The 21,120-nt window shown below is 70.2% G+C and carries 19 protein-coding genes; 17 read left to right on the forward strand and 2 right to left on the reverse strand.

Annotated elements, in window-relative coordinates:
- The first annotated feature begins 106 nt into the window (after positions 1–106).
- From cobO to AC07Y4_RS29115, 10 genes are read left to right on the forward strand one after another with little or no spacing between them, the layout of a single operon-like run.
- Positions 107–676 carry a cob(I)yrinic acid a,c-diamide adenosyltransferase gene (gene cobO / locus AC07Y4_RS29070; RefSeq protein WP_095745107.1) on the forward strand — a complete coding sequence of 190 codons (570 nt, stop codon included), beginning with the start codon at positions 107–109 and terminating at the stop codon, positions 674–676.
- Between the two features lie 5 nt (positions 677–681).
- Positions 682–1,380, forward strand: coding sequence for a 5,6-dimethylbenzimidazole synthase (gene bluB / locus AC07Y4_RS29075; RefSeq protein ID WP_487847072.1), 699 nt, complete (start codon positions 682–684; stop codon positions 1,378–1,380).
- A complete protein-coding gene (locus AC07Y4_RS29080) occupies positions 1,380–1,853 on the forward strand; it encodes a MotA/TolQ/ExbB proton channel family protein (protein ID WP_487847071.1) in 474 nt (157 codons plus the stop codon). The genes bluB and AC07Y4_RS29080 overlap by 1 nt, the downstream gene beginning before the upstream one ends.
- Positions 1,850–2,203 carry a DUF2149 domain-containing protein gene (locus tag AC07Y4_RS29085; protein ID WP_070060498.1) on the forward strand — a complete coding sequence of 118 codons (354 nt, stop codon included), beginning with the start codon at positions 1,850–1,852 and terminating at the stop codon, positions 2,201–2,203. The genes AC07Y4_RS29080 and AC07Y4_RS29085 overlap by 4 nt, the downstream gene beginning before the upstream one ends.
- A complete protein-coding gene (gene cobN, locus AC07Y4_RS29090) occupies positions 2,200–6,192 on the forward strand; it encodes a cobaltochelatase subunit CobN (protein ID WP_487847070.1) in 3,993 nt (1,330 codons plus the stop codon). The genes AC07Y4_RS29085 and cobN overlap by 4 nt, the downstream gene beginning before the upstream one ends.
- A gap of 18 nt (positions 6,193–6,210) precedes the next feature.
- Positions 6,211–7,191: an adenosylcobinamide-phosphate synthase CbiB gene (gene cbiB, locus AC07Y4_RS29095; protein ID WP_487847069.1), complete on the forward strand. Its 981-nt coding sequence runs from the start codon at positions 6,211–6,213 to the stop codon at positions 7,189–7,191.
- Entirely contained in the window at positions 7,188–8,204 is a 1,017-nt protein-coding gene (locus AC07Y4_RS29100; protein WP_487847068.1) for an aminotransferase class I/II-fold pyridoxal phosphate-dependent enzyme, read from the forward strand. The genes cbiB and AC07Y4_RS29100 overlap by 4 nt, the downstream gene beginning before the upstream one ends.
- Before the next feature lie 54 nt (positions 8,205–8,258).
- On the forward strand, positions 8,259–8,612 hold the full coding sequence (locus AC07Y4_RS29105) for a CidA/LrgA family protein (RefSeq protein ID WP_056581435.1): 354 nt from the start codon (positions 8,259–8,261) through the stop codon (positions 8,610–8,612).
- A complete protein-coding gene (locus tag AC07Y4_RS29110; protein WP_487847067.1) occupies positions 8,609–9,337 on the forward strand; it encodes an LrgB family protein in 729 nt (242 codons plus the stop codon). The genes AC07Y4_RS29105 and AC07Y4_RS29110 overlap by 4 nt, the downstream gene beginning before the upstream one ends.
- Before the next feature lie 35 nt (positions 9,338–9,372).
- A complete protein-coding gene (locus tag AC07Y4_RS29115) occupies positions 9,373–9,837 on the forward strand; it encodes an OsmC family protein (protein WP_487847066.1) in 465 nt (154 codons plus the stop codon).
- A gap of 69 nt (positions 9,838–9,906) precedes the next feature.
- On the opposite strand, the gene AC07Y4_RS29120 is transcribed toward AC07Y4_RS29115, so the two are convergent.
- Entirely contained in the window at positions 9,907–10,821 is a 915-nt protein-coding gene (locus AC07Y4_RS29120) for a LysR family transcriptional regulator (protein WP_070060504.1), read from the reverse strand.
- A gap of 181 nt (positions 10,822–11,002) precedes the next feature.
- Here AC07Y4_RS29120 and AC07Y4_RS29125 point away from each other — a divergent pair, with 181 nt between their 5' ends.
- The 4 genes from AC07Y4_RS29125 (at position 11,003) to AC07Y4_RS29140 (ending at position 18,095) form a co-directional block, all read left to right on the forward strand.
- On the forward strand, positions 11,003–11,884 hold the full coding sequence (locus AC07Y4_RS29125) for an alpha/beta hydrolase fold domain-containing protein (RefSeq protein ID WP_070060505.1): 882 nt from the start codon (positions 11,003–11,005) through the stop codon (positions 11,882–11,884).
- Positions 11,885–12,039: 155 nt separating this feature from the next.
- Complete coding sequence (locus AC07Y4_RS29130) at positions 12,040–13,293, forward strand: efflux RND transporter periplasmic adaptor subunit (RefSeq protein ID WP_487847065.1); 1,254 nt, start codon at positions 12,040–12,042, stop codon at positions 13,291–13,293.
- A gap of 40 nt (positions 13,294–13,333) precedes the next feature.
- Positions 13,334–16,606, forward strand: a complete 3,273-nt coding sequence (locus tag AC07Y4_RS29135; protein WP_487847064.1) for an efflux RND transporter permease subunit — start codon at positions 13,334–13,336, stop codon at positions 16,604–16,606.
- Positions 16,607–16,631: 25 nt separating this feature from the next.
- The gene (locus AC07Y4_RS29140) at positions 16,632–18,095 is read left to right on the forward strand and encodes an efflux transporter outer membrane subunit (RefSeq protein ID WP_487847063.1); all 1,464 of its coding nucleotides are present in this window, start codon (positions 16,632–16,634) and stop codon (positions 18,093–18,095) included.
- Between the two features lie 16 nt (positions 18,096–18,111).
- Here the strand turns inward: AC07Y4_RS29140 and AC07Y4_RS29145 are convergent, their stop codons facing one another.
- A complete protein-coding gene (locus AC07Y4_RS29145) occupies positions 18,112–18,351 on the reverse strand; it encodes a hypothetical protein (protein ID WP_487847062.1) in 240 nt (79 codons plus the stop codon).
- Between the two features lie 93 nt (positions 18,352–18,444).
- Between AC07Y4_RS29145 and AC07Y4_RS29150 the strand changes: the two genes are divergently transcribed.
- From AC07Y4_RS29150 to AC07Y4_RS29160, 3 genes are all read left to right on the forward strand, one after another.
- The gene (locus AC07Y4_RS29150) at positions 18,445–19,911 is read left to right on the forward strand and encodes a cobyric acid synthase (protein WP_495275471.1); all 1,467 of its coding nucleotides are present in this window, start codon (positions 18,445–18,447) and stop codon (positions 19,909–19,911) included.
- Positions 19,908–20,951, forward strand: coding sequence for a nicotinate-nucleotide--dimethylbenzimidazole phosphoribosyltransferase (gene cobT, locus AC07Y4_RS29155; protein ID WP_487847060.1), 1,044 nt, complete (start codon positions 19,908–19,910; stop codon positions 20,949–20,951). Before AC07Y4_RS29150 ends, cobT begins: the two co-directional genes overlap by 4 nt.
- A partial coding sequence (locus tag AC07Y4_RS29160; RefSeq protein WP_495270110.1) for an adenosylcobinamide-GDP ribazoletransferase occupies positions 20,948–21,120 on the forward strand: 173 nt, incomplete at its 3' end. The genes cobT and AC07Y4_RS29160, both read left to right, overlap by 4 nt.

Raw genomic sequence — 21,120 nt, forward strand, 5'->3', positions numbered from 1 at the left:
GAAATCAAGGAGGAGGCCGCAGGCCGGGGGACATTCGCGGAGGGAAGTACCCGGTGGCCTGTGCACACGCCCTGAACCACAAGAACACCCAAGAACGGAACCCCTCATGCAAATAGAAACCCCTCCCAGCGAAAAGCCCTACGAAAAGCCCGAAGGCGAACGCCGCGGCATCGTCATCGTCAACACCGGCGACGGCAAGGGCAAGAGCACCGCAGCATTCGGCCTCGCGCTGCGCGCACACGGTCGCGGCAAGGCCGTGAAGATCTACCAGTTCATGAAGGTGCCGTCGGCGCGCTTCGGCGAACACCGCATGTTCGAGCAGATCGGCATTCCCATCGAAGGCCTCGGCGACGGCTTCAGCTGGAAGAGCCAGGACCTCGAGCGCTCGGGCCAGCTCGCGCGCGACGGCTGGGAAAAGGCCAAGGCCGCGATCCTGTCGGGCGATTTTTTCCTCGTGGTGCTCGACGAAATCACCTACCCGCTGATCTACGGCTGGCTGCCGCTCGAAGGCGTGCTCGAGACCTTGCGCGCGCGCCCCAAGCACGTGCATGTCGTGCTCACCGGCCGCCGCTGCCCGCCCGAGATCATCGAGCTGGCCGACACCGTCACCGAGATGCAGATGGTCAAGCACGCGTTCAAGGCCGGCATCCCGGCGCAGCGCGGCATCGAGGACTGACCCCGATGGTGGCGCATGCGTTCGCGGCCGACGAGGCGAAGGCGGTGTACCGCGCCATCCACGAGCGGCGCGACATGCGCCACTTTGCGGGCGGCGAGGTGCCGCCCGAGGTGCTGCGCCGCCTGCTCGACGCCGCGCACCACGCGCCCAGCGTCGGCTTCATGCAGCCCTGGCGTTTCATCCGCGTGCGCGGCGAAGGGCTGCGCCGGCAGTTGCACGAGGTGGTCGAGCGCGAACGCGTGCTCACCGCCCGTGCGCTCGGTCAGCGCGAAGACGAGTTCATGCGCCTCAAGGTGCAGGGCGTGCTCGACGCGGCCGAGCTGCTGGTGGTGACGCTCGCCGACGGCCGCGAGCAGCACGTGTTCGGGCGCCGCACCTTGCCGCAGATGGACCTGGCTTCCGCCTCCTGTGCCATCCAGAACCTCTGGCTCGCGGCGCGCGCCGAAGGGCTGGGCATGGGCTGGGTGTCGCTGTTCGACCCCGCCGAGCTGGGCGTGCTGCTCGGCCTGCCCGAGGGCGCCGAGCCGATCGCCTTGCTGTGCCTGGGCCCGGTGCATGCGTTCTACGAAGAGCCGATGCTGCAGCGCGAGCGCTGGGCCCGGCGCGCGCCGCTGGCCTCGCTGGTGTTCGACGAAAGCTGGGGCCGGCCGTCGGACCTGTTCGATCCTTCTTCCACTTCATCTTCCTCCGTGGAGCCCACCTGATGCTGGCCTTCGACACCGTTCTCTTCGAGCTCGCGCGGCTGTTCCTGTGGCCCGTGACGCTCGGCGTGCTGCTGTCCTTCGTCTATGCGGTGTACTGCCTCGGCGCCTTCGGCATCGAGTGGTGGCAGCGCCGGCGCGACCCGTCGCGCGCGCTGGTGCTGCAGCGCCACGCGCAGGCCAGCCAGGAGCAGATGGAGCTGATCGTGCTCAAGCAGCTCGAAGGCGTGCGCCTGTGCAGCCGCGTGGCGCCGATGCTGGGGCTGATCGCCACCATGATTCCCATGGGCCCGGCGCTCGTGGCCGTGGCCTCGGGCGAATCGCAGGGCGTGGCGCAGAGCCTGGCGCCCGCGTTCGCGGCCGTGATCGTGGCGCTGGCCTCGGCCTCGATCACCTTCGTGGTCTACACCGTGCGCCGCCGTTGGCTCATGCGCGAGCTGGTGATGCTGCTCGACGCGCGGGACCGGCTGTCATGAGCCGACGCCAGTTCTCCATCCTGAGCAGCCTGGACAGTGACGACGACGATCCGGTGCTCTCGACCATCAACCTGATCGACGTCTTCATGGTCGTCATCGGCATGCTGATGATCGCGGTCATCAACAACCCGGTGAACCCGTTCTCGCAGGACAAGGTGACGGTCATCCGCCACGAGGGCCAGCCCGACATGGAGATCATCACGCGCGAAGGCCGGAAGGTGACGCGCTTCAAGGCCAGCGGCGCAACGGGACAGGGCGACGGCGAAAAGGCCGGCACCGCCTGGCGCCTGAAGGACGGCACGATGATCTACGTGCCGGCGGACGCGGTGCCGGCGCCGGGCGGGAAGTGACGCGGCTTTTCGTCTTCTGGCTCGGGCTCCTGTGCCTGATGGCGCAGCCTGCGGTGGCGGCCGGGTCGCGTGTCGTGGTGTTGAGCACGGCGCTGGTGTCGCCTGCGCGCGTGGTGCGGTTGCAGACGGCTGCGCGTGAGGCTGGCGTGCCGCTGCAGGTGGTGTCGGCTGCGCAGGACACACCCGAGACGCTGGCTACCGCGCTCGATGGCGCGCGCCTGCTGGTCATCGATGCGCCGCACCTCAGCGTCGCGCAGTCGGCGGCAGCGCGCTTCGGCGATGTCATCGAGCGAACCTCCGTTCCCTATGTGCAGATCGGTGAATTCGCCCTCGTGGCGAAAGGCCAGAAACCGCCCGAGGTGCCGCCGCTCGCGGCCGAACGCGGCGTCGATGCAGCCTGGGCGCAGCGGCTGCGTGCCTACTGGCGCTTCCCAGGCGAGGCGAATCTGAAAGCCTCGGTGCAGGCGATGGCACGTGTCGGCGATGCCGCCGGGCTGCCCGACCCCGTGCCGTTGCCACTCGCGGGCTTCTATCACCCCGACTGGCCGCGCGTCGAAAGCAGCATCGCGGCCGTCGAGGCACTGCCGGGCGGTCAAGGCACCGTCGCCATCGCCGTCAACAGCGCCACGCTCACCAGCGACGACACCGCCTGGCTCGACGGCCTGATCGGCGCGCTCGCGCAGCACGGCCTGCGCGCCTACGCCTTCTACGGCCCGCGCCAGCAGAAGGACCTGTTCTTCCGCATGACGCACGCCGGCGAGGGCGAGCGTCGCGTCGCCGACCTCCTCGTCAACGCCGCGCTGGTGTTCAGCCCGAACGAACGCAAGGCCGAACTCGAACGCATCGGCGTGCCCGTGCTGCAGACGCTGCCGTCGCTGGCCATGGACGCGGCGCAGTGGGCGCGCAGCAAGGACGGCCTCGCGCAGACCGACATCGCGGCTTACTACAGCCCGAGCGAACTCGCGGGCATGACCGACCCGATGCTCGTCACCGCACGCGACGCCGCCACCGGCAGCCTGCAGCCACTGCCCGCGCAGATCGACGCCGTGGCCGACAAGGCCGCCGCGCTGCTGCGCCTGCGTCGCACGCCCGCCGCCGAGCGCCGCGTGGCGATGCTGGTCTACAACTACCCGCCGGGAGAGGCGAACTTCGGCGCGTCGTTCCTCAACGTGCCGCGCAGCGTCGACCGGATGCTGTCCGCGATGCAGGCGGCCGGCTACCGCACCGAGGCGCCGGGCGCGGACAAGGTGATTGCACAGGTGCAGTCCACAATGAAGGCCTACTACCCGACCGCGCAGGGCGGCGACGCGCTGCAGCCGCTGCTCGACCAGGGCCTGGCCGACACGCTGCCGCTGTCGCAGTACCTCGCGTGGTTCCGCGCGCTGCCTTCCGACACGCAACGCCGCATCGAAGCCTACTGGGGCCCGCCCGAGGCCTCGACGATGCTGCGGCCCGTGGCCGGGGCGCCGGCCTTCGTGGTGCCGCGCGTGCAGTTCGGCCAGGTGGTCGTGCTGCGTCAGCCGCCGCGCTTCGAGCCCGGCACGCAGGTGGCCGACAAGGCGCAGCAGGTGTACCACCGCGCGGCGGTGCCGCTGAGCCACGGCTACCTCGCCACTTATCTCTGGCTGCGCAGCCGCTTCGGCGCCGACGCGCTGGTGCACGTGGGCACGCATGGCACGGTCGAATGGTCGGCGGGCAAGGAGCGCGGGCTCTCGGTGCAGGACGATCCGCTGCTCGCGCTGGGCGACGTGCCCAACGTCTACCCGTACATCATGGACAACCTCGGCGAGGCGACCACCGCCAAGCGCCGCGGCCGCGCGACGATGGTGAGCCATTCGACGCCCATGTTCACGCCCGCGGGCTTCCGCCCCGGCGTGCGAGACATGCACGAGCGCCTGCACGACTGGGAAACGCTGTCGCCCGGCGCGGTGAAGACCGCGCTGGAACGGCGCCTGACCGCCGAGTTCGTTGCCCAGCACTACGACCGCGACCTGCAATGGACGCCCGCGCGCATCCGCGCCGATTTCGTGGGCTTCATCGCCGTGCTGCACCCGTACCTCGACGAGCTGGCGCAGACCGCGCAGCCGCTGGGTCTGGCGACCTTCGGCGAGGCGCCTGATGCGCAGCGGCGGCGCCAGACGATCCTGCAGATCCTCGGCAAACCCGTGGCGCAGGCGATGGGCGAAGACCTCGACGAGATGTTCCTCACCGATGCGCAGGGCATCGCGGCCTCGAAGCCGGCGCGCTGGCTGGAGGCCGTGCTGGCGGGCAACGACACCGTTACCGATGCTGAACCCTTGCGTTCGCTCGCCGCACGGGCCCGCGCGCTCGACGCCGTGCTGGCCCATAACGAGGAAATCGAAGGCCTGCTCACCGCGCTCGATGGCCGCTACCTGAAATCGCGCTACGGCGGCGACCCGGTGCGCGACCCCGACAGCCTGCCGACCGGGCGCAACCTCTACGGCTTCGACCCCAGCCGCGTGCCCACGCGCGCCGCCTGGGACACCGGCGTCGCCGCGATGGACGACTGGATCGCCGCGCACGCCCGCACCCACGGCGGCCGTGCGCCGCAGAAGATCGCCTTCACGCTCTGGGCCGGCGAGGCCTCGCGCCACCAGGGCGTGACCGAGAGCCAGGCCTTCCACGCGCTGGGCGTGAAGCCGCGCTGGGACGAGGCCGGGCGCATGGTCGGCATCGAGATCGTGCCGGCCGCGGTGCTGAAGCGGCCGCGCATGGACGTGCTGATCAGCGTCACCGGCTCCTACCGCGACCAGTTCCCGCACGTGATGCGCTGGCTCGACGAGGCCGTGCAGCAGGTGGCCACGCTCGACGAGCCTGGCAACGCCGTCGCGCAGCACAGCGAGGCGATGGCGCGCCAGTTGCGCGCCGGGGGCGCGACGGCGGCCGAGGCGCGGCGCTGGTCGACCGCGCGCGTGTTCTCGAACGAGCAGGGCAGCTACGGCGCCGGGCTCGAGGAAGCGGTGCTCGCGACCGAACTCTGGAAAGGCCAGCATCGCGGCGGCGGCGACCCGCAGATGGCTGGGCTCTACATGGACCGCATGGGTCATGCCTATGGGCGCGGCCTCGACGGCGCGGCGCGCCCGGGCGCCTTCGCGGGCAACCTCGCGCAGGTCGATGCGGCGCTGATGGCGCGAACCTCCAACCTGTATGGCGTGCTGACCAACGACGACCCGTTCCAGTACCTGGGCGGCATCGCGCTGGCCGTGCGCCACCTCACGGGCAAGGACCCGGCGTTGTACGTGCAGAACCTGCGCGACGGCGCGGCCGTTCGCACCGACACCGCCGCCGGCGCCATCGCGCGCGAGATGCAGACGCGCTACCTGCATCCGCAGTGGATCGAAGCGCAGAAGGCCGAGGGCTACAGCGGCGCGCTGCAGGTGCTCAAGACCGCACAGTTCCTCTGGGGCTGGCAGGCGACCGCGCCCGCCGCCGTGCGCGCGGACCACTGGCAGTCGCTGCACGAGGTGTATGTGCGCGACACCTACAAGCTCGGCACGCGGCAGTGGCTGAAGCGCGAGAACCGCGCCGCCTTCGCGCAGACGCTGGAGCGCATGCTCGACGCCGTGCGACTGAACTACTGGACACCCGATGCCACGACGCGGCGCGAGCTGGCGCAGGCCTACACGGAGGCGGTGCGCGCCACGGGACTGCGCGAGCGGAACGAGGCGGTGCAGCGGTTTGCGCAGGCTGCGTTGGTTGCGTCGCCTGTGACTGCACCTGCACCGTTCGTCGCCGCAACCCCCATCGCGCCCGCCGAGGCGACCCCGCCCGCACTCGAATCGCCTGCCGCACCGGACCTCGCGCAACCGGTGGCCGGCCTGCAGCTGAAGCCCGTCGCCGACACCCCATCGCCCCCGCCGCCGTCCGCCGTGCTGCCGCGCCTGCTCGCCGCTTTCGGCGCTGCCTTGCTGCTGGCCGCCGGTGCGCTGGTGCAATGGCGGCGCGGCCGGGCCGTGCCTGTCGCCTGATTCACGAGAATGCCTGCCATGCCCGCGCTCGATCCCTTCACCATCTTCGCCCTCGCGCTGGTCGCCGCCTTGTGGCTGGCGCTGGCCGTCGACCGCTGGCTGGGCGAGCCGCCCGCTGCGCTGCATCCCGTCGTGTGGATGGGCCGCTACCTGGACTGGATCGGCAGCCGCCTCGCACCGCGCGCCACCGACGCCAGGCCGCGTGACCTGCCGGGCTTCGCGATGGGCGCGCTTGGCTGGTGCGTGGGCGCGATGGCCGCGTTCGCCGTCGCGTCGGCGGTGCAGAGCCTGGCGATGCAATGGCTGCCAGTCTGGGCCATGGCCGTGGTACTCGGGCTCGCGTTCAAGCCGCTCTTTGCATGGTGCATGCTGCGCGATGAGGTGCAGGCGGTCGAAGCCGCGCTGGGCGAATCGCTCGACGCGGGCCGCGCCCGGCTCGCGCGCCTCGTGAGCCGCGATGTCTCGGTGCTGAGCGAGCGCGAGGTGCGCGAGAGCGCCATCGAGTCGCTGGCCGAGAACCTCAACGACTCGCTGGTGGCGCCCGTGTTCTGGTTCGTGCTGTTCGGCCTGCCCGGCGCGGCGCTCTATCGTTTCGCCAACACCGCCGATGCCATGTGGGGCTACCGCGGCGAACGCGGCGGGCGCGACTGGACCTGGTTCGGCAAGTGGGCCGCGCGCGCCGACGACGTGCTCTCGTGGCTGCCCGCGCGCCTCACCGTGCTGCTGCTGGCCCTCGCGGCCGGCCGCTGGCCGCGCGGCGTGGCCCGCGAGGCGCGCCGCACGCCGTCGCCCAACAGCGGCTGGCCGATGGGCGCGATGGCGCTGCTGCTGGGCGTGCGGCTCGCGAAGCCGGGTGTGTATGCGCTGAACGGGGAAGGGCGCGCCGCCACGTCGGCCGACACCGCACGCACCGCGCAGCTCGGTGAACGGGCGGCCCTGGGGCTGGCGGTGATCGCCTCGCTGGCGATGCTGTCGCCGCTGCTGGCGAGGTGGGCATGACGAACCCCGCCATGGTGCACGGCGGCCCCGACGAGACCGGCGCCGCGCCGCACGATTTCTCGACCAACGGCAACGCGGTCGGCTCGTGCCCTGCGGCGCTGGCTGCGCTGCGTGAGGCCGACGCGGCGCACTATCCCGATCCGCGCTACACCGCGCTGCGCGCTGCGCTCGCCGATTTCCACGGCGTGGCCGTGGAGCGCATCGCGATCGCCGCGAGCGCGAGCGAATTCATCCACCGCATCAGCGCCGCTGTGTCGCAAGCAGGCGGCGGAGAGGTCTACCTGCCCGCGCACAGCTACGGCGACTACGAACGCTCGGCCCAGGCGTGGGGCCTCGGCGTGCGGCGCGCACCCAAGGAGGCCGACGGCGCCGCGCTGCGCTGGTGCTGCGAACCGTCGAGCCCATTCGGCCAGCCGCAGCCCGACATCGCGCAGCATGCCGCGAGCGATGCCGTCTGCGTGCTCGACATGGCCTACGAGCCGCTGCGCCTCGAAGGCCAGCCCTCGCACGATGCCGCGCAGCGCGACCGCCTCTGGCAGCTGTGGACCCCGAACAAGGCCATGGGCCTCACGGGCATCCGCGCTGCCTACGCCATTGCGCCCGCGAACGCCGACGAGGCAGGTCCGCTGCTGGAACGACTCGAGCGTCTTGCCCCGTCGTGGCCGCTGGGCACGCACGGCGTGGCGCTGCTCACGACCTGGACCAGCGTCGAAGCGCAAGGCTGGCTCGCGCGCAGCCTCGACATCCTGCGCGACTGGAAGGCACGGCAGCGCGCCGTGTGCGAATCGCTGGGCTGGCAGGTGCTGCCGGGCGACGCCAACTTCTTCGGTGCGCAGCCCGACGTGCCATACCCGCCCCGGGCCGCCGCGCTGCGCGCCGAGGGCATCAAGCTGCGCGACTGCGCCTCCTTCGGCCTGCCGGGGCACCTGCGCCTGGGCGTGCTGCCGCCGGCCAGCCAGCAGGCCTTGAAGGCCGCGTGGGCGAGGGCCAGCGCCGCACGACACAGCGGCTGAGCGCACCTCGCACCACAATAGGGCCGTCTCAAGAAAAGGAAAACGAACAGGCCCATGCTCTACGCCATCACCACGCTCTTCCTGTGCCAGCTTGCCGGCGAACTGCTCGTGCAGTGGCTGTCGCTGCCGATTCCCGGTCCGCTGATCGGCATGCTGCTGCTGTTCGTCGGCCTGCTGGTGCGCGGCGGCGTGCCGCAGGAGTTGACCGACACCTCGGGCCACCTGCTGCGCAACCTGATGCTGCTGTTCATTCCGGCGGTGACCGGCGTCATGCTGCATTTCGAGCGGGTGGGGCGCGAATGGCTGCCGTTCCTCGCGGCCGGCGTCGTGGGCGGCGCCTTCACCATGGCGGTGACCGCGCTCACGCTGCGCTGGATGATCCGCATCACCGGCAAGGACGCGGAATGAACGCGCCCGCCAAGCTGTCTGAAATCTGGGTCTTCCTGGCCCAGTCGCCGCTGTTGTGGCTGTCGCTCACGCTGCTGGCCTACCTGGGCGCGCTGTGGCTGCATGCGCGCAGCGGGCGCAACCCGATGGTCAACCCGGTGCTGGTGTCGGTGATCGTCATCGTGGGCGTGCTGCTGCTCGCGCGCACGCCTTACGACACCTACTTTGAAGGCGCCAAGTTCGTCCACTTCCTGATCGGCCCGGCCACCGTAGCGCTGGCCGTGCCGCTGTACAGCCAGGTCGGTCGCCTGCGGCGCCTGTGGCTGCCGATCGGCGTGGCGCTGCTGGTGGGCTCGGTGGCTGCCATCGTGTCGGCCATCGGCATCGGCTGGGTGCTCGGCGGTTCGCGCGAGCTCCTGATGTCGCTCGCGCCCAAGTCGGCCACCATGCCGATCGCGATGGGCGTGGCCGAGAAGATCGGCGGCCTGCCGTCGCTGGCCGCCGTGGCCGCGGCCATCGCCGGCATCTCGGGCGCGATCATGGCCACGGGCTTGCTGAATCTGCTGCGCATCAAGGAACCCGCGGTGCGCGGCTTTGCCGTCGGCATGGCGGCACACGGCATCGGCACCGCGCGTGCCATCCAGGTGAACGAGACCGCGGGCGCGTTTTCGGCGCTGGCGATGGGGCTGAACGGCATCGCGACCGCGCTGCTGGTGCCGCTGATCGTGAAGCTGATGACCGTCTGACATCCATTCATTCCATCCATCGAGGAGCACGACCCATGTCCGAGTACACCGCCGAGATCGTCTGGGAGCGGGGCGACCAGGATTTCCTGGCCAACACCTACAGCCGCCACCACGTGCTGCGCTTCGATGGCGGCGCGCAGGTGCCGGGCTCTTCATCGCCGAACGTCGTGCCGCTGCCGTTCTCCGACGCGTCAGCGGTCGATCCGGAAGAGATGTTCGTGGCCTCGCTGTCCAGCTGCCACATGCTGTGGTTCCTCACCATGGCAGTGAAGCGCAAGTTCGTGGTCGACCGCTATGTCGACGCGGCCACGGGCGTGATGGAGAAGAACGCCGAGGGAAAGATGGCGATGACCGTCGTCACGCTGCGTCCTCAGGTCAGGTTTTCGGGTGAGAACCTGCCCACGCGCGAGCAGATCGCGCACCTGCACCATCGGGCGCATGAGGAGTGCTTCATTGCGAATTCGGTGAAGACCGAGGTGCGGTGCGAGCCGGTCGACTGACAAGAATCGCTCTCCGCACGCCTTGGCAGCGCTGATCCAGCCCTGAGAGGAGGCCGGGAAAGGCGCCCCTCAGCGCCGCTGCAACCGCGGATTCTTCGCGAACAGATCCGCCGCCCAGTCCACAAACGCCCGCACCTTCGCGCTCAGGTGCCGGTTCGGCGGATACACGACATGAATCGGCAGCGGGTCGCGCTGCCAGTCGGCCAGCACCTCGACGAGTTCGCCGCTTTCCAACAGCGGCTCGGCGGTGAAGGTGATGCACTGCGACAGGCCGAAGCCCGCGAGCACGGCCGTCATGTGGGCGTTGCTCTCGTTGACCGACACGCGGTAGGGGCCGTTGAGCTCGATGTACTCGTCGCCCTTCTTGAACTCGTGCGGGTACACGCGCCGGGTGGTGCCCGAAAAATAGCTCACGACGTGGTGGCGCTTCTCGATGTCGTTCGGATGCTGCGGCGCACCATAGCGCTTGATGTAGGCCGGCGAGGCCACGGTGACGAAGTGCAGGGTGCCGATGCGGCGGGCCACCAGCGACTGGTCGCTGAGCTCGCCGGCGCGGATCACGCAGTCGACGTTGTCGCTGATCAGGTCGACGGTGCGGTCGCTCACGCCCAGGTCGACCTGGATGTCGGGGTAGCGGTCGCAGAAGCTGGCCAGGTTGGGCAGGATGATCTGCTGCGCCACCGAGGTGCCCACGTCGATGCGCAGCCGCCCCGTGGGGTTGGCCTGCGCATTCGTCATGCTGGCTTCCATGTCGTCGAAGTCGTTCAGCAGCCGCGCGGCGCGCTCGAAGTAGGCGGCGCCGTCGGGCGTGACGGTGACGCGCCGGGTCGTGCGGTTGAGCAGCTTCACGCGCAGGCGCGATTCCAGCGCCTGGATCTGCTTGGTGACGGTGCCCTTGGGCAGGGCCAGAGAGTCGGCGGCACGGGTGAAGGTGCCGGCTTCGACCACGCGGACAAAGATCCGCATTGCCTGGATTTGATCCATCGAATGCCTGTTCAGGGAGACCGGCGTATGCCGGAAGGAGGCGGATTCTCACACAAGGAATGCGCCCCTACGGTATGCCCGATTGTTCTCCGTTTGGAAACAGAGTAGGGCTGTGTTTCCTGTTTCAACGCGCTTGTAGCGCCTTATATTTCAACCATCGCCCATCCCCCTGAGGTCGCCCATGTCACCCCGTCCATCGTCCCGGTCCGCTGAAGCTGCTGCGCTTGCCGCGGCGCAAGGCGTGGAGTCCGATCTGTCGATCGAGCTGCCCGGCCGCGAGCCCGTGGCTGCCCGTGTCTACGGTCAGCGTCCACGGGGCGAGACCGTGCCGCTGGTGCTGCATTTCCATGGCGGCACCTTCATCTGCGGCAACCTGGACAACGGCCGCAACGTGGCCCGGCTGCTGGCCGGCGCGGGCGCGGTGGTGGTTTCGCTCGATTACCCGCTGGCCCCGGCGGCCCCGTTCCCGGAGCCGGTCGAGGTGGGCTATGCGGCGCTCGAATGGCTCTACAAGCAGCGCGTGAAGCTCGGCGGCAAGGGCGCCCAGGTGTACCTGGCCGGCGAAGAGGCCGGCGGCAACCTGGCGGCCAGCGTGGCCCTGGTGGCCCGCGACCGCGCGCATCCGCCGCTGGCAGGCCAGATCCTGCTGTCGCCCATGCTCGACCCGTGCGCCGGCACCGCCTCGCTGCGCAATGCCACCAACGACGCGGCCGAATGCCGCTGGGCCACGGGCTGGGCCAAGTACCTGAGTTGTCCCTCGAACGCCACGCACCCCTATGCGGTGCCGAGCGGATCGCTGCGGCTGGCCGCCCTGGCACCGGCGCTGGTGCTGGTGGGGCCCGACGACGCGATGCGCGACGAGGCCATGACCTTCGCGGGCCGCCTGCGCTCGGCCGGCATCGAGGTCACGAGCAGCGTGCTGACCGGGGCCGACAACTGGCCCAAGGCGCTGTACGACACCGAGGCCGTGGGATGCGCATCCTGCGAAGCCAGCGTGCAGCAGCACTTCCGCGAGTTCTTCAGCGCCACCACACCGCCCCCGGCGGTCCCTGAGCCCAGCTAGGCCCGCGAGGGTCCGCTCCGCCCCCTGAACCAAGCCGCCGCCTCCGCAGAGGCGGGTGGCAGGGCTTTCTGTTCTCTGAATTCCGCCTCCTGACGCCGCCGGCGCCGGGATGGCCTGTTGCATCCCGAAAAAGTCATCGAGAAGGACGAACCATCATGTCGAACAAGAACGAACACACGCTGTCTTCCGCCGCCCGCAAGAGCCTGTGGCCCGCCGTCACCGGCCTCACCGCGGTGCTGGCCGTGGCCGCCGCGGTGGTGGGCATGTACAGCTTCAAGGCCGAGGCCACCGCCCCGGTCGCTGCGCAACAGGGCACGCCGGTGTCGGTCGCCACCGTGGCGTCGAGCGAGATCAACGCCTGGGACGAGTTCTCGGGCCGGCTCGAAGCCGTGCAACGCGTTGACGTGCGCTCCCGCGTGGCAGGCGCCGTGCAGGCGGTGCACTTTCGCGAAGGCGCGCTGGTGAAGCAGGGCGACCTGCTGATCACCATCGACCCCGCGCCGTACGCCGCCGAGGTGGAGCGCGCCGAAGCGCAGGTTGCGTCGGCGCAGGCCCGCCAGGCCTTCAGCCGCAGCGAGCAGGAACGTGCCCGCCGCCTGTGGGACGAGCAGGCCATCGCGCAGCGTGAACTGGACGAGCGCGTGAACGCCGGCCGCGAAGCCGAAGCCAACCTGCGCGCCGCGCAAGCCTCGCTGCAGACCGCACGCCTGAGCCTGGGCTACACCCAGGTGCGCGCACCGGTGTCGGGCCGCATCGGCAAGCTCGAAGTGACCGTCGGCAACCTGGTGGCCGCCGGCCCCGGCGCACCCGTGCTGACCACGCTGGTGTCGGTGAGCCCGATCTACGCGAGCTTCGATGCCGACGAGCAGGTCATCACCCGCGCGCTGAAGGACCTGCCGGCCAACGCCGGTGCGCGCGGCCAGATCGACACGATTCCCGTGCAGATGGGCACCGCCGGCCTCGAAGGCACGCCCTTCACCGGCAAGCTGCAGCTGATCGACAACCAGGTCGACGCCCGCAGCGGCACCGTGCGTGTGCGTGCTTCGTTCGACAACAAGGACGGCGCGCTCATTCCCGGCCAGTTCGCCCGCATCCGCATGGGCCAGGCCCGCAACGACACCGCGCTGCTGGTGAGCGAGCGTGCCATCGGCACCGACCAGAACAAGAAGTTCGTGATGGTCGTGGGCGATGACAACAAGGCCATGTACCGCGAAGTGACGCTGGGCGCGCCCATCAACGGCCTGCGCGTGGTGAGCAAGGGCCTGAAGGCCGGCGACCGCGTGGTGGTGAACGGCCTGCAGCACATCCGCCCGGGTGCGCTGGTGGTGCCGCAGACCGTGACGATGGACGCCAAGCTCGATACGAAGCAACAACAACCGGAACGCGTGGCCGAGGCCGCGAAGTCCTGATTTCGGAGGAGGGCGCCCTGGCGCCCGCCGGAGAACCAACATGAATCTCTCAAAATTCTTCATCGACAGGCCGATCTTTGCCGGCGTGCTGTCGCTACTGATGCTGATCGCCGGCCTGATTGCGCTGCGCGGTTTGCCGATCTCGGAGTACCCCGAAGTCGCGCCGCCTTCGGTGGTGGTGCGCGCAACGTACCCGGGCGCCAACCCGAAGGTGATCGCTGAAACGGTGGCCACGCCGCTCGAGGAGCAGATCAACGGTGTCGAAGGCATGCTCTACATGGGCAGCCAGGCGACGACCGATGGCGTGATGACGCTGACCGTCACCTTCCGCCTCGGCACCGATCCCGACAAGGCCCAGCAGCTGGTGCAGAACCGCGTCTCGCAAGCCGAGCCGCGCCTGCCCGAGGAAGTGCGGCGCCTGGGCATCACGACCGTCAAGAGCGCACCTGACCTGACGATGGTGGTCCACCTCGTCTCGCCGAACAACCGCTACGACATCAACTACCTGCGCAACTACGCGGTGCTGAACGTGAAGGACCCGCTCGCGCGCATCGAAGGCGTGGGCCAGGTGCAGATCTTCGGCGGCGGCGACTACTCCATGCGCGTCTGGCTCGACCCGCAGAAGGTCGCGCAGCGCGGCCTCTCGGCTTCCGACGTGGTGGCCGCCATCCGTGGCCAGAACGTGCAGGCCGCGGCCGGCGTGGTCGGCGCATCGCCGGGCCTGTCGGGCGTGGACATGCAGCTGTCGATCAATGCGCAAGGGCGCCTGCAGAGCGAAGAAGAGTTCGGCGACATCATCGTCAAGAGCGGCACCGACGGCGCCGTCACGCGCCTTCGCGACATCGGCCGCCTCGAAATGGGCGCCGCCGACTACTCGCTGCGTTCGCTGCTGAACAACGACCCGGCCGTCGGCATGGGCGTGTTCCAGGCACCGGGCTCCAACGCGCTCGACATCTCGTCCAACGTCCGCAAGACGATGGAAGAGTTGAACAAGAACATGCCTGAAGGCCTGGAATACCGCATCGCCTACGACCCGACGCAGTTCGTGCGTGCGTCGATCGAATCGGTGATCCACACGCTGCTCGAAGCCATCGCGCTGGTGGTGCTGGTCGTGATCCTGTTCCTGCAAACGTGGCGCGCGTCGATCATTCCGCTGCTGGCCGTGCCGGTGTCGGTGATCGGTACCTTCGCGGTGCTGCACATCCTCGGTTTCTCGATCAACGCGCTGAGCCTGTTCGGGCTGGTGCTGGCCATCGGCATCGTGGTGGACGACGCCATCGTGGTGGTGGAGAACGTCGAGCGCAACATCGAAGCCGGGCTCACGCCGCGTGAAGCGACCTACCGTGCCATGCGCGAAGTGTCGGGCCCCATCATCGCGATCGCGCTGGTGCTCGTGGCCGTGTTCGTGCCGCTGGCGTTCATCAGCGGCCTCACGGGCCAGTTCTACAAGCAGTTCGCGGTGACCATCGCGATCTCGACGGTGATCTCGGCCATCAACTCGCTGACGCTGTCGCCGGCCCTCGCGGCACTGCTGCTGCGCGGCCATGACCAACCGAAGGACGCGTTGACGCGCGGCATGGACAAGGCCTTCGGCTGGCTGTTCCGCGGCTTCAACAAGTTCTTCCATCGCGGCTCCGAGGCCTACAGCGGCGGCGTCAAGCGCGTGATCTCGCGCAAGACGCTGATGCTGGTGATCTACCTGGCGCTGGTCGGCGTGACCTTCGGCCTGTTCAAGGCGGTGCCCAGCGGCTTCGTGCCGGCGCAGGACAAGCAGTACCTCATCGGTTTTGCCCAGCTGCCCGACGGTGCCACGCTCGACCGCACGGAAGAGGTGATCACCCGCATGGGCGAGATCATGAAGAAGAACCCGAACGTGGAAGACGCCATTGCCTTCCCGGGCCTGTCGATCAACGGCTTCACCAACAGCTCGAACTCGGGCATCGTGTTCGCCACCCTCAAGCCCTTCGACCAGCGCAAGCGTGCCGACCAGAGCGGCGGTGCGGTGGCGGGCCAGCTCAACGGCGAGTTCTCGAGCATCCAGGACGCGTTCATCGTGATGTTCCCGCCGCCGCCGGTGGCAGGCCTGGGCACGACCGGCGGCTTCAAGCTGCAGATCGAAGACCGCGCCTCGGTCGGCTACGACCAGATGGACGTGGCGGTGAAGGCCTTCATGGCCAAGGCGTATGCGGCGCCTGAACTGACGGGCATGTTCACGAGCTGGCAGGTCAACGTGCCGCAGCTGTACGCCGACATCGACCGCACCAAGGCGCGCCAGCTGGGCGTGCCGGTGACGGACATCTTCGACACGATGCAGATCTACCTCGGTAGCCTGTACGCCAACGACTTCAACAAGTTCGGCCGCACGTACTCCGTGCGCGTCCAGGCCGATGCGCCTTACCGCGCTCGTGCCGAAGACGTGGGCATGCTGAAGGTGCGCTCGACCTCGGGCGAGATGGTGCCGCTGGCCGCGCTGATGAAGGTCAACTCGACCTTCGGCCCGGAACGCGCCATGCGCTACAACGGCTACCTGGCCGCCGACATCAACGGCGGCCCGGCCCCCGGCTATTCGTCGGGCCAGGCGCAGGACGTGATCACCAAGATCGCGGCCGAGACGCTGCCCAAGGGCGTGAGCTTCGAGTGGACCGAGCTGACCTACCAGGAAATCCTGGCCGGCAACTCCGCCTTCCTGGTGTTCCCGCTGGCGATCCTGCTGGTGTTCCTGGTACTGGCCGCGCAGTACGAAAGCCTGACGCTGCCGATCGCGATCATCCTGATCGTGCCGATGGGCATCATGGCCGCGATGGCGGGCGTGTGGATCTCGGGAGGCGACAACAACGTCTTCACGCAGATCGGGTTGATCGTGCTGGTGGGGCTGAGTGCGAAGAACGCGATCCTGATCGTGGAGTTCGCCCGGGAGCTGGAGTTCGCCGGACGCACGCCGATCCAGGCCGCGATCGAAGCCAGCCGCCTGCGCCTGCGCCCGATCCTGATGACCTCGCTGGCCTTCGTGATGGGTGTGCTGCCCCTCGTGCTCTCGACCGGTGCCGGCTCCGAGATGCGCAAGGCGATGGGCGTGGCGGTGTTCGCCGGAATGATCGGCGTGACGGCCTTCGGCCTGTTCCTGACGCCGGTGTTCTATGTGCTGATGCGCCGCCTGGCGGGCAACCGGCCGCTCAAGCTGCACGGCGAAGTGCCGCACGGCGACGACTTCGTGTCGGCCGACCACCCCGTGGCCCCGTCGCACGGTGGCGGCGGTGGCGGGCTGCACCCGGTGCCGGCCTCGCCGCGTCCCTCGCATGGCGCGCATGACTGATCGACAAGAAGAAAGAAGGTTGTCCATGACATTCGCAATCCCAACCCTGATGCGCCCCTTGCGCGCCGCCGTGCTGCCATTGGTAGCGGCCCTGGTGCTGGCCGGTTGCGCCAGCGTGCCTTCGGGCATGCCCACGGTGCCGACCGCGGCGCAGTTCAAGGAACAGCCGGGTGCCACGGCCCCGGCCGGCTTCACCCGGGCCACGCCCGCCGAGGCGCAACCGCGCGGCGAGTGGTGGCTGGCGTTCAACGACCCGGTGCTCAACACGCTGATCCAGCGCGCCGAGGTCGACAACACCAACATCCAGGCCGCCGCCGCGCGGCTGGCCGAGGCCCGCGCGCTGGCGCGCAGCGCCCAGGCCGACCGCCTGCCGCAGATCGGCCTGGGCGCCGGCGCCAACCGCGGTGCGGGCCTGGACAAGGCCACGGCCAGCACCCGGCCCGGCACCATGACCAACATCGGCGCCACGTTCTCGTACGAGGTCGACCTGTTCGGGCGCCTCTCGGGCGCCGCCGATGCGGCCAAGCTCGACGCGGCCGGCCGCGAGGCGCTGCGGCAGAGCACCCGGCTCGCGGTGCAGGCCGAGGTGGCGCAGACCTACCTGCAGCTGCGCGCGCTCGACGCCGAGCGCGTGCTGGTGCGCGAATCGGTCGCCGCCTACCGCGACACGCTGCGCCTGACGCAGCGCCGCCAGCAGGCCGGCGACATCGCCGAGCTCGACGTGGCGCGCGTGCAGACCGAGGTGTCGTCCACCGAGTCGGACGCGCTCGCGCTCGACCGCCAGCGCGCCCAGGTGGAGCATGCGCTGGCCGTGCTGGTGGGCGATTCGGCCTCCAGCTTCGGCATGCGGCCCGACGACTGGGGCACCGCGCTGCCGGTGATCCCGCCGGGCGTGCCGTCCACCGTGCTCACGCGCCGGCCCGACGTGTCGGCCGCGCAGAGCGCCGTCATGGCGGCGCAGGCCCGCGTGGGCGTGGCGCAGACGGCGTGGTTCCCGAACATCTCGCTGACCGGCGCGGCCGGCTATGCCTCGCCCGAGATCGGCGACCTCTTCAAGTGGTCGGCCCGCTCGTGGGGCGTGGGCGCGCTGCTGTCGCTGCCGATCTTCGACGGCGGGCGCCGCGAAGCCGGCGTGCAGGGCGCCAACGCCCAGCTCGACGGCGCGCTCGCCAGCTACCGCTCGCAGGTGCTGGTGGCGTTCCAGGAAGTCGAAGACCAGCTGGCTGCCATCCGCATCCTGCAGGAGCAGTCGGTGGTGCAGGCGCAGGCCGTGACCTCGGCGCAACGCGCCACCAGCCTGTCGGACACGCGCTACCGCAACGGCTACGTGAGCCAGCTCGACCTGCTCGACGCGCGCCGCAGCGAGCTGCGCAACCGGCGCCAGGCGCTGCAGGTGAAGTCGGCCCAGTACCAGGCGACGGTGGGGCTGATCCGCGCCATCGGCGGCGGCTGGGAAGTGCCGGCCGCCGAGAAGGTGGCGACCCGCTGATCGGGTCGATCCGGGCTCAGGCGCTGTCGCCAGGGCCCGGATGCGTCGCCGTGGCGGCGGCCTGTTTCAGCGCCACCACCCCCAGCGCGAGCGCGCTCGAATAGCTGGCCTGCGGGCGCGCAGCCACCCGCAGCGGCCGGTAACCGAGCGTGTCGGAGGTGCTGCCGGTGTCGTGGACGGCTTCGAGCAGGAGCCAGTAGAACCGGCCCGGCTCGCGTTCCTCGACCGTCAGCGCCAGATCGTTGAGGGCGGACATGGCTTGGCGGATGCGGCCCGCAGCGGGCCACATCCCTTGGTACGTCCGATTCGGCTTTCCGGATTCGGTTCAGCGCTCAACGACAATCCCCGGATGAGTTCTAGAGCGACAAGCGGACCGGCGCGCTGCGTCATGGTCCTGGGCACCACCAGCGGCGCCGGCAAGAGCTGGCTGGCCACCGCGCTGTGCCGGTGGTACGCCCGCCAGGGGCTGCGGGTGGCGCCGTTCAAGGCGCAGAACATGAGCAACAACGCCCGCGTGGTCGAGGGTGGCGAGATCGGCAGCGCCCAGTACTTCCAGGCCCTGGCCGCCAACGCCGTGCCCGACGTGCGCATGAACCCGCTGCTGCTCAAGCCCGAGCGCGACACCCACAGCCAGGTGGTGCTGATGGGGCAGGTGAGCGAGGCGCTGTCGACCCTGCCGTGGCGCGGGCGCAGCGAGCGCGTCTGGCCGCAGATCGCGCAGGCCTTCGACGAACTGCGCGCCGAGAACGACGTCGTCGTCATCGAAGGCGCCGGTTCGCCGGCCGAGATCAACCTCATGGCCAGCGACATCGTCAACCTGCGCGTCGCCCGCCATGCCCAGGCCCGCTGCCTGCTGGCAACCGACATCGACCGCGGCGGCGCCTTCGCCCACCTGTACGGCACCTGGGCGCTGCTGCCCGAGGCCGACCGGGCGCTGATCACGGGCTTCGTGCTCAACAAATTCCGGGGCGACGCGTCGCTGCTGGCGCCCGCGCCGCAGCAGTTGCAGGAATTGACCGGCGTGCCCACCGTGGCCACGCTGCCCATGTGGTGGCAGCACGGCCTGCCCGAGGAAGACGGCGTGTTCGACGACCGCAGCCGCGCCAGCGGCGTGGTCACGCGCACCGTGGCGGTGGTGGCCTACCCGCGCCTGAGCAACCTCGACGAATTCCAGGCGCTGAAGAACGTGCCCGGCGTGCGCCTGGTCTGGGCCCGCGGGCCGGCCGATGTGGCCGGCGCCGACTGGATCGTGCTGCCGGGCTCCAAGCACACGAGCGGCGACCTCGCCTGGCTGCGCGCGCAGGGGCTGGACCGCGCGGTGGCCGAGCATGCGGGGCGCGGCGGTGCGGTGCTGGGCGTGTGCGGCGGGCTGCAGATGCTGGGCGAGGCGCTGGTCGATCCGCATGGCATCGACGGCAACGCGCCCGGGCTCGGCCTGCTGCCGCTGGTGACGGTGTTCGAGCGCGAGAAGACCGTGCGGCACCGCGAGGCGACGTTCTCGGGCGATCTGGTCGCCGGCCCCTGGGCCGCGCTGGCGGGCGTGCGCATCGCCGGCTACGAAATCCACCACGGCCAGACGGCCGCCCACCCCCAGCTGGCCCACGACGGCCGCGCCGTGATGCCCGAGGGCCTGGCCTGGCAGAACGCGCGCGGCAACGTGCTGGGCCTCTATTTGCACGGCCTGTTCGAAGACCCGGCCGCGCTGCAGGCGCTGTTCGGCACCACGGCGCCCACACTGGACGCCACCTTCGACGGCCTGGCCGACTTCATCGACACCCACTTCGACGCCGGCGTGCTCGCCGGCCTGATCGCATGACCGACACCGACCTAATTCCCGCTGTTCCAGACATCGCCGACGCCGCGCTCGCGGCGCGCCTGCAGGCCGCGCTCGACAACAAGACCAAGCCCGTCGGCGCGCTGGGCCGCCTCGAAGCACTGGCGCTGCGCATCGGCACCATCCTCGGCACCGAGCAGCCGGTGCTCGACGCGCCACAGATGCTGGTGTGCGCGGGCGACCACGGGCTGGCGGCGCGCGGTGTGTCGGCCTACCCGAGCGACGTGACCTGGCAGATGGTCGAGAACTTCCTGGCCGGCGGTGCGGCCGTCAGCGTGCTGGCACGCCAGCACGGCCTGGCGCTCACCGTGGTCGATTGCGGCGTGCGGCGCGACTTCCAGCCGCGCCCCGGCCTGGTGTCGCGGCGCATCGCCGCCGGCACGGCCGACGCTTCGGCCGGCCCCGCCATGACGTCCGAGCAGTGCGCTCAGGCCATCGCCAACGGCCGCGAGGTGGTGCGCGCGCTGCCGGGCAACGCGCTGCTGCTGGGCGAAATGGGCATCGGCAACAGCTCGTCCGCCGCGCTGCTGCTGTCGCGCCTGGCCGGGCTGGAGATCGGCCTGTGCACCGGCGCCGGAACGGGGCTCGACGCCGATGGCCTCGCACGCAAGCGCGAAGTGCTGCGCGAGGTGCTCGCATTGCACGCCGGCGCGATAGCGCCGCTCGAAGCGCTGGCCGCGTTCGGCGGCTTCGAGGTGGCGACGCTGGTCGGCGCGGTGCTGCAAGCGGCGAAGGAGCGGCGCGTGATCGTGGTCGATGGCTTCATCGCCAGCGCCGCCGTGCTGGTCGCGCAAGCGATCCGCCCGCAGGTGACGCAGCGCTGCGTGGCGGCGCACAGCTCGGCCGAGCCCGGGCACACGCTGCTGCTGAAGCACCTCGGGCTCGAGCCCTTGCTGAACCTCGACCTGCGCCTGGGCGAGGGCTCTGGCGGCGCGCTGGCATGGCCGCTGCTCGAATCGGCCTGCCGCATCCTGCGCGAGATGGCGAGCTTCGAATCGGCGGGCGTGTCGCGCCAGCAATGAACGGCGTGCGCCATTTCCTGCTGGCGGTCCAGTTCTTCACCCGCGTGCCGGTGACGGGAAAACTCGCCGCCTGGGTCGGCTTCAGCCCGCAGATGCTGCGCGCTGCCGCGGCGCACCTGCCGGCCATCGGTTGGATTGCGGGCGGGGTGGCGGCGGCCGTGTTCGTGGC

The organism is Variovorax sp. GW460-12-1-14-LB1 (assembly GCF_059423605.1).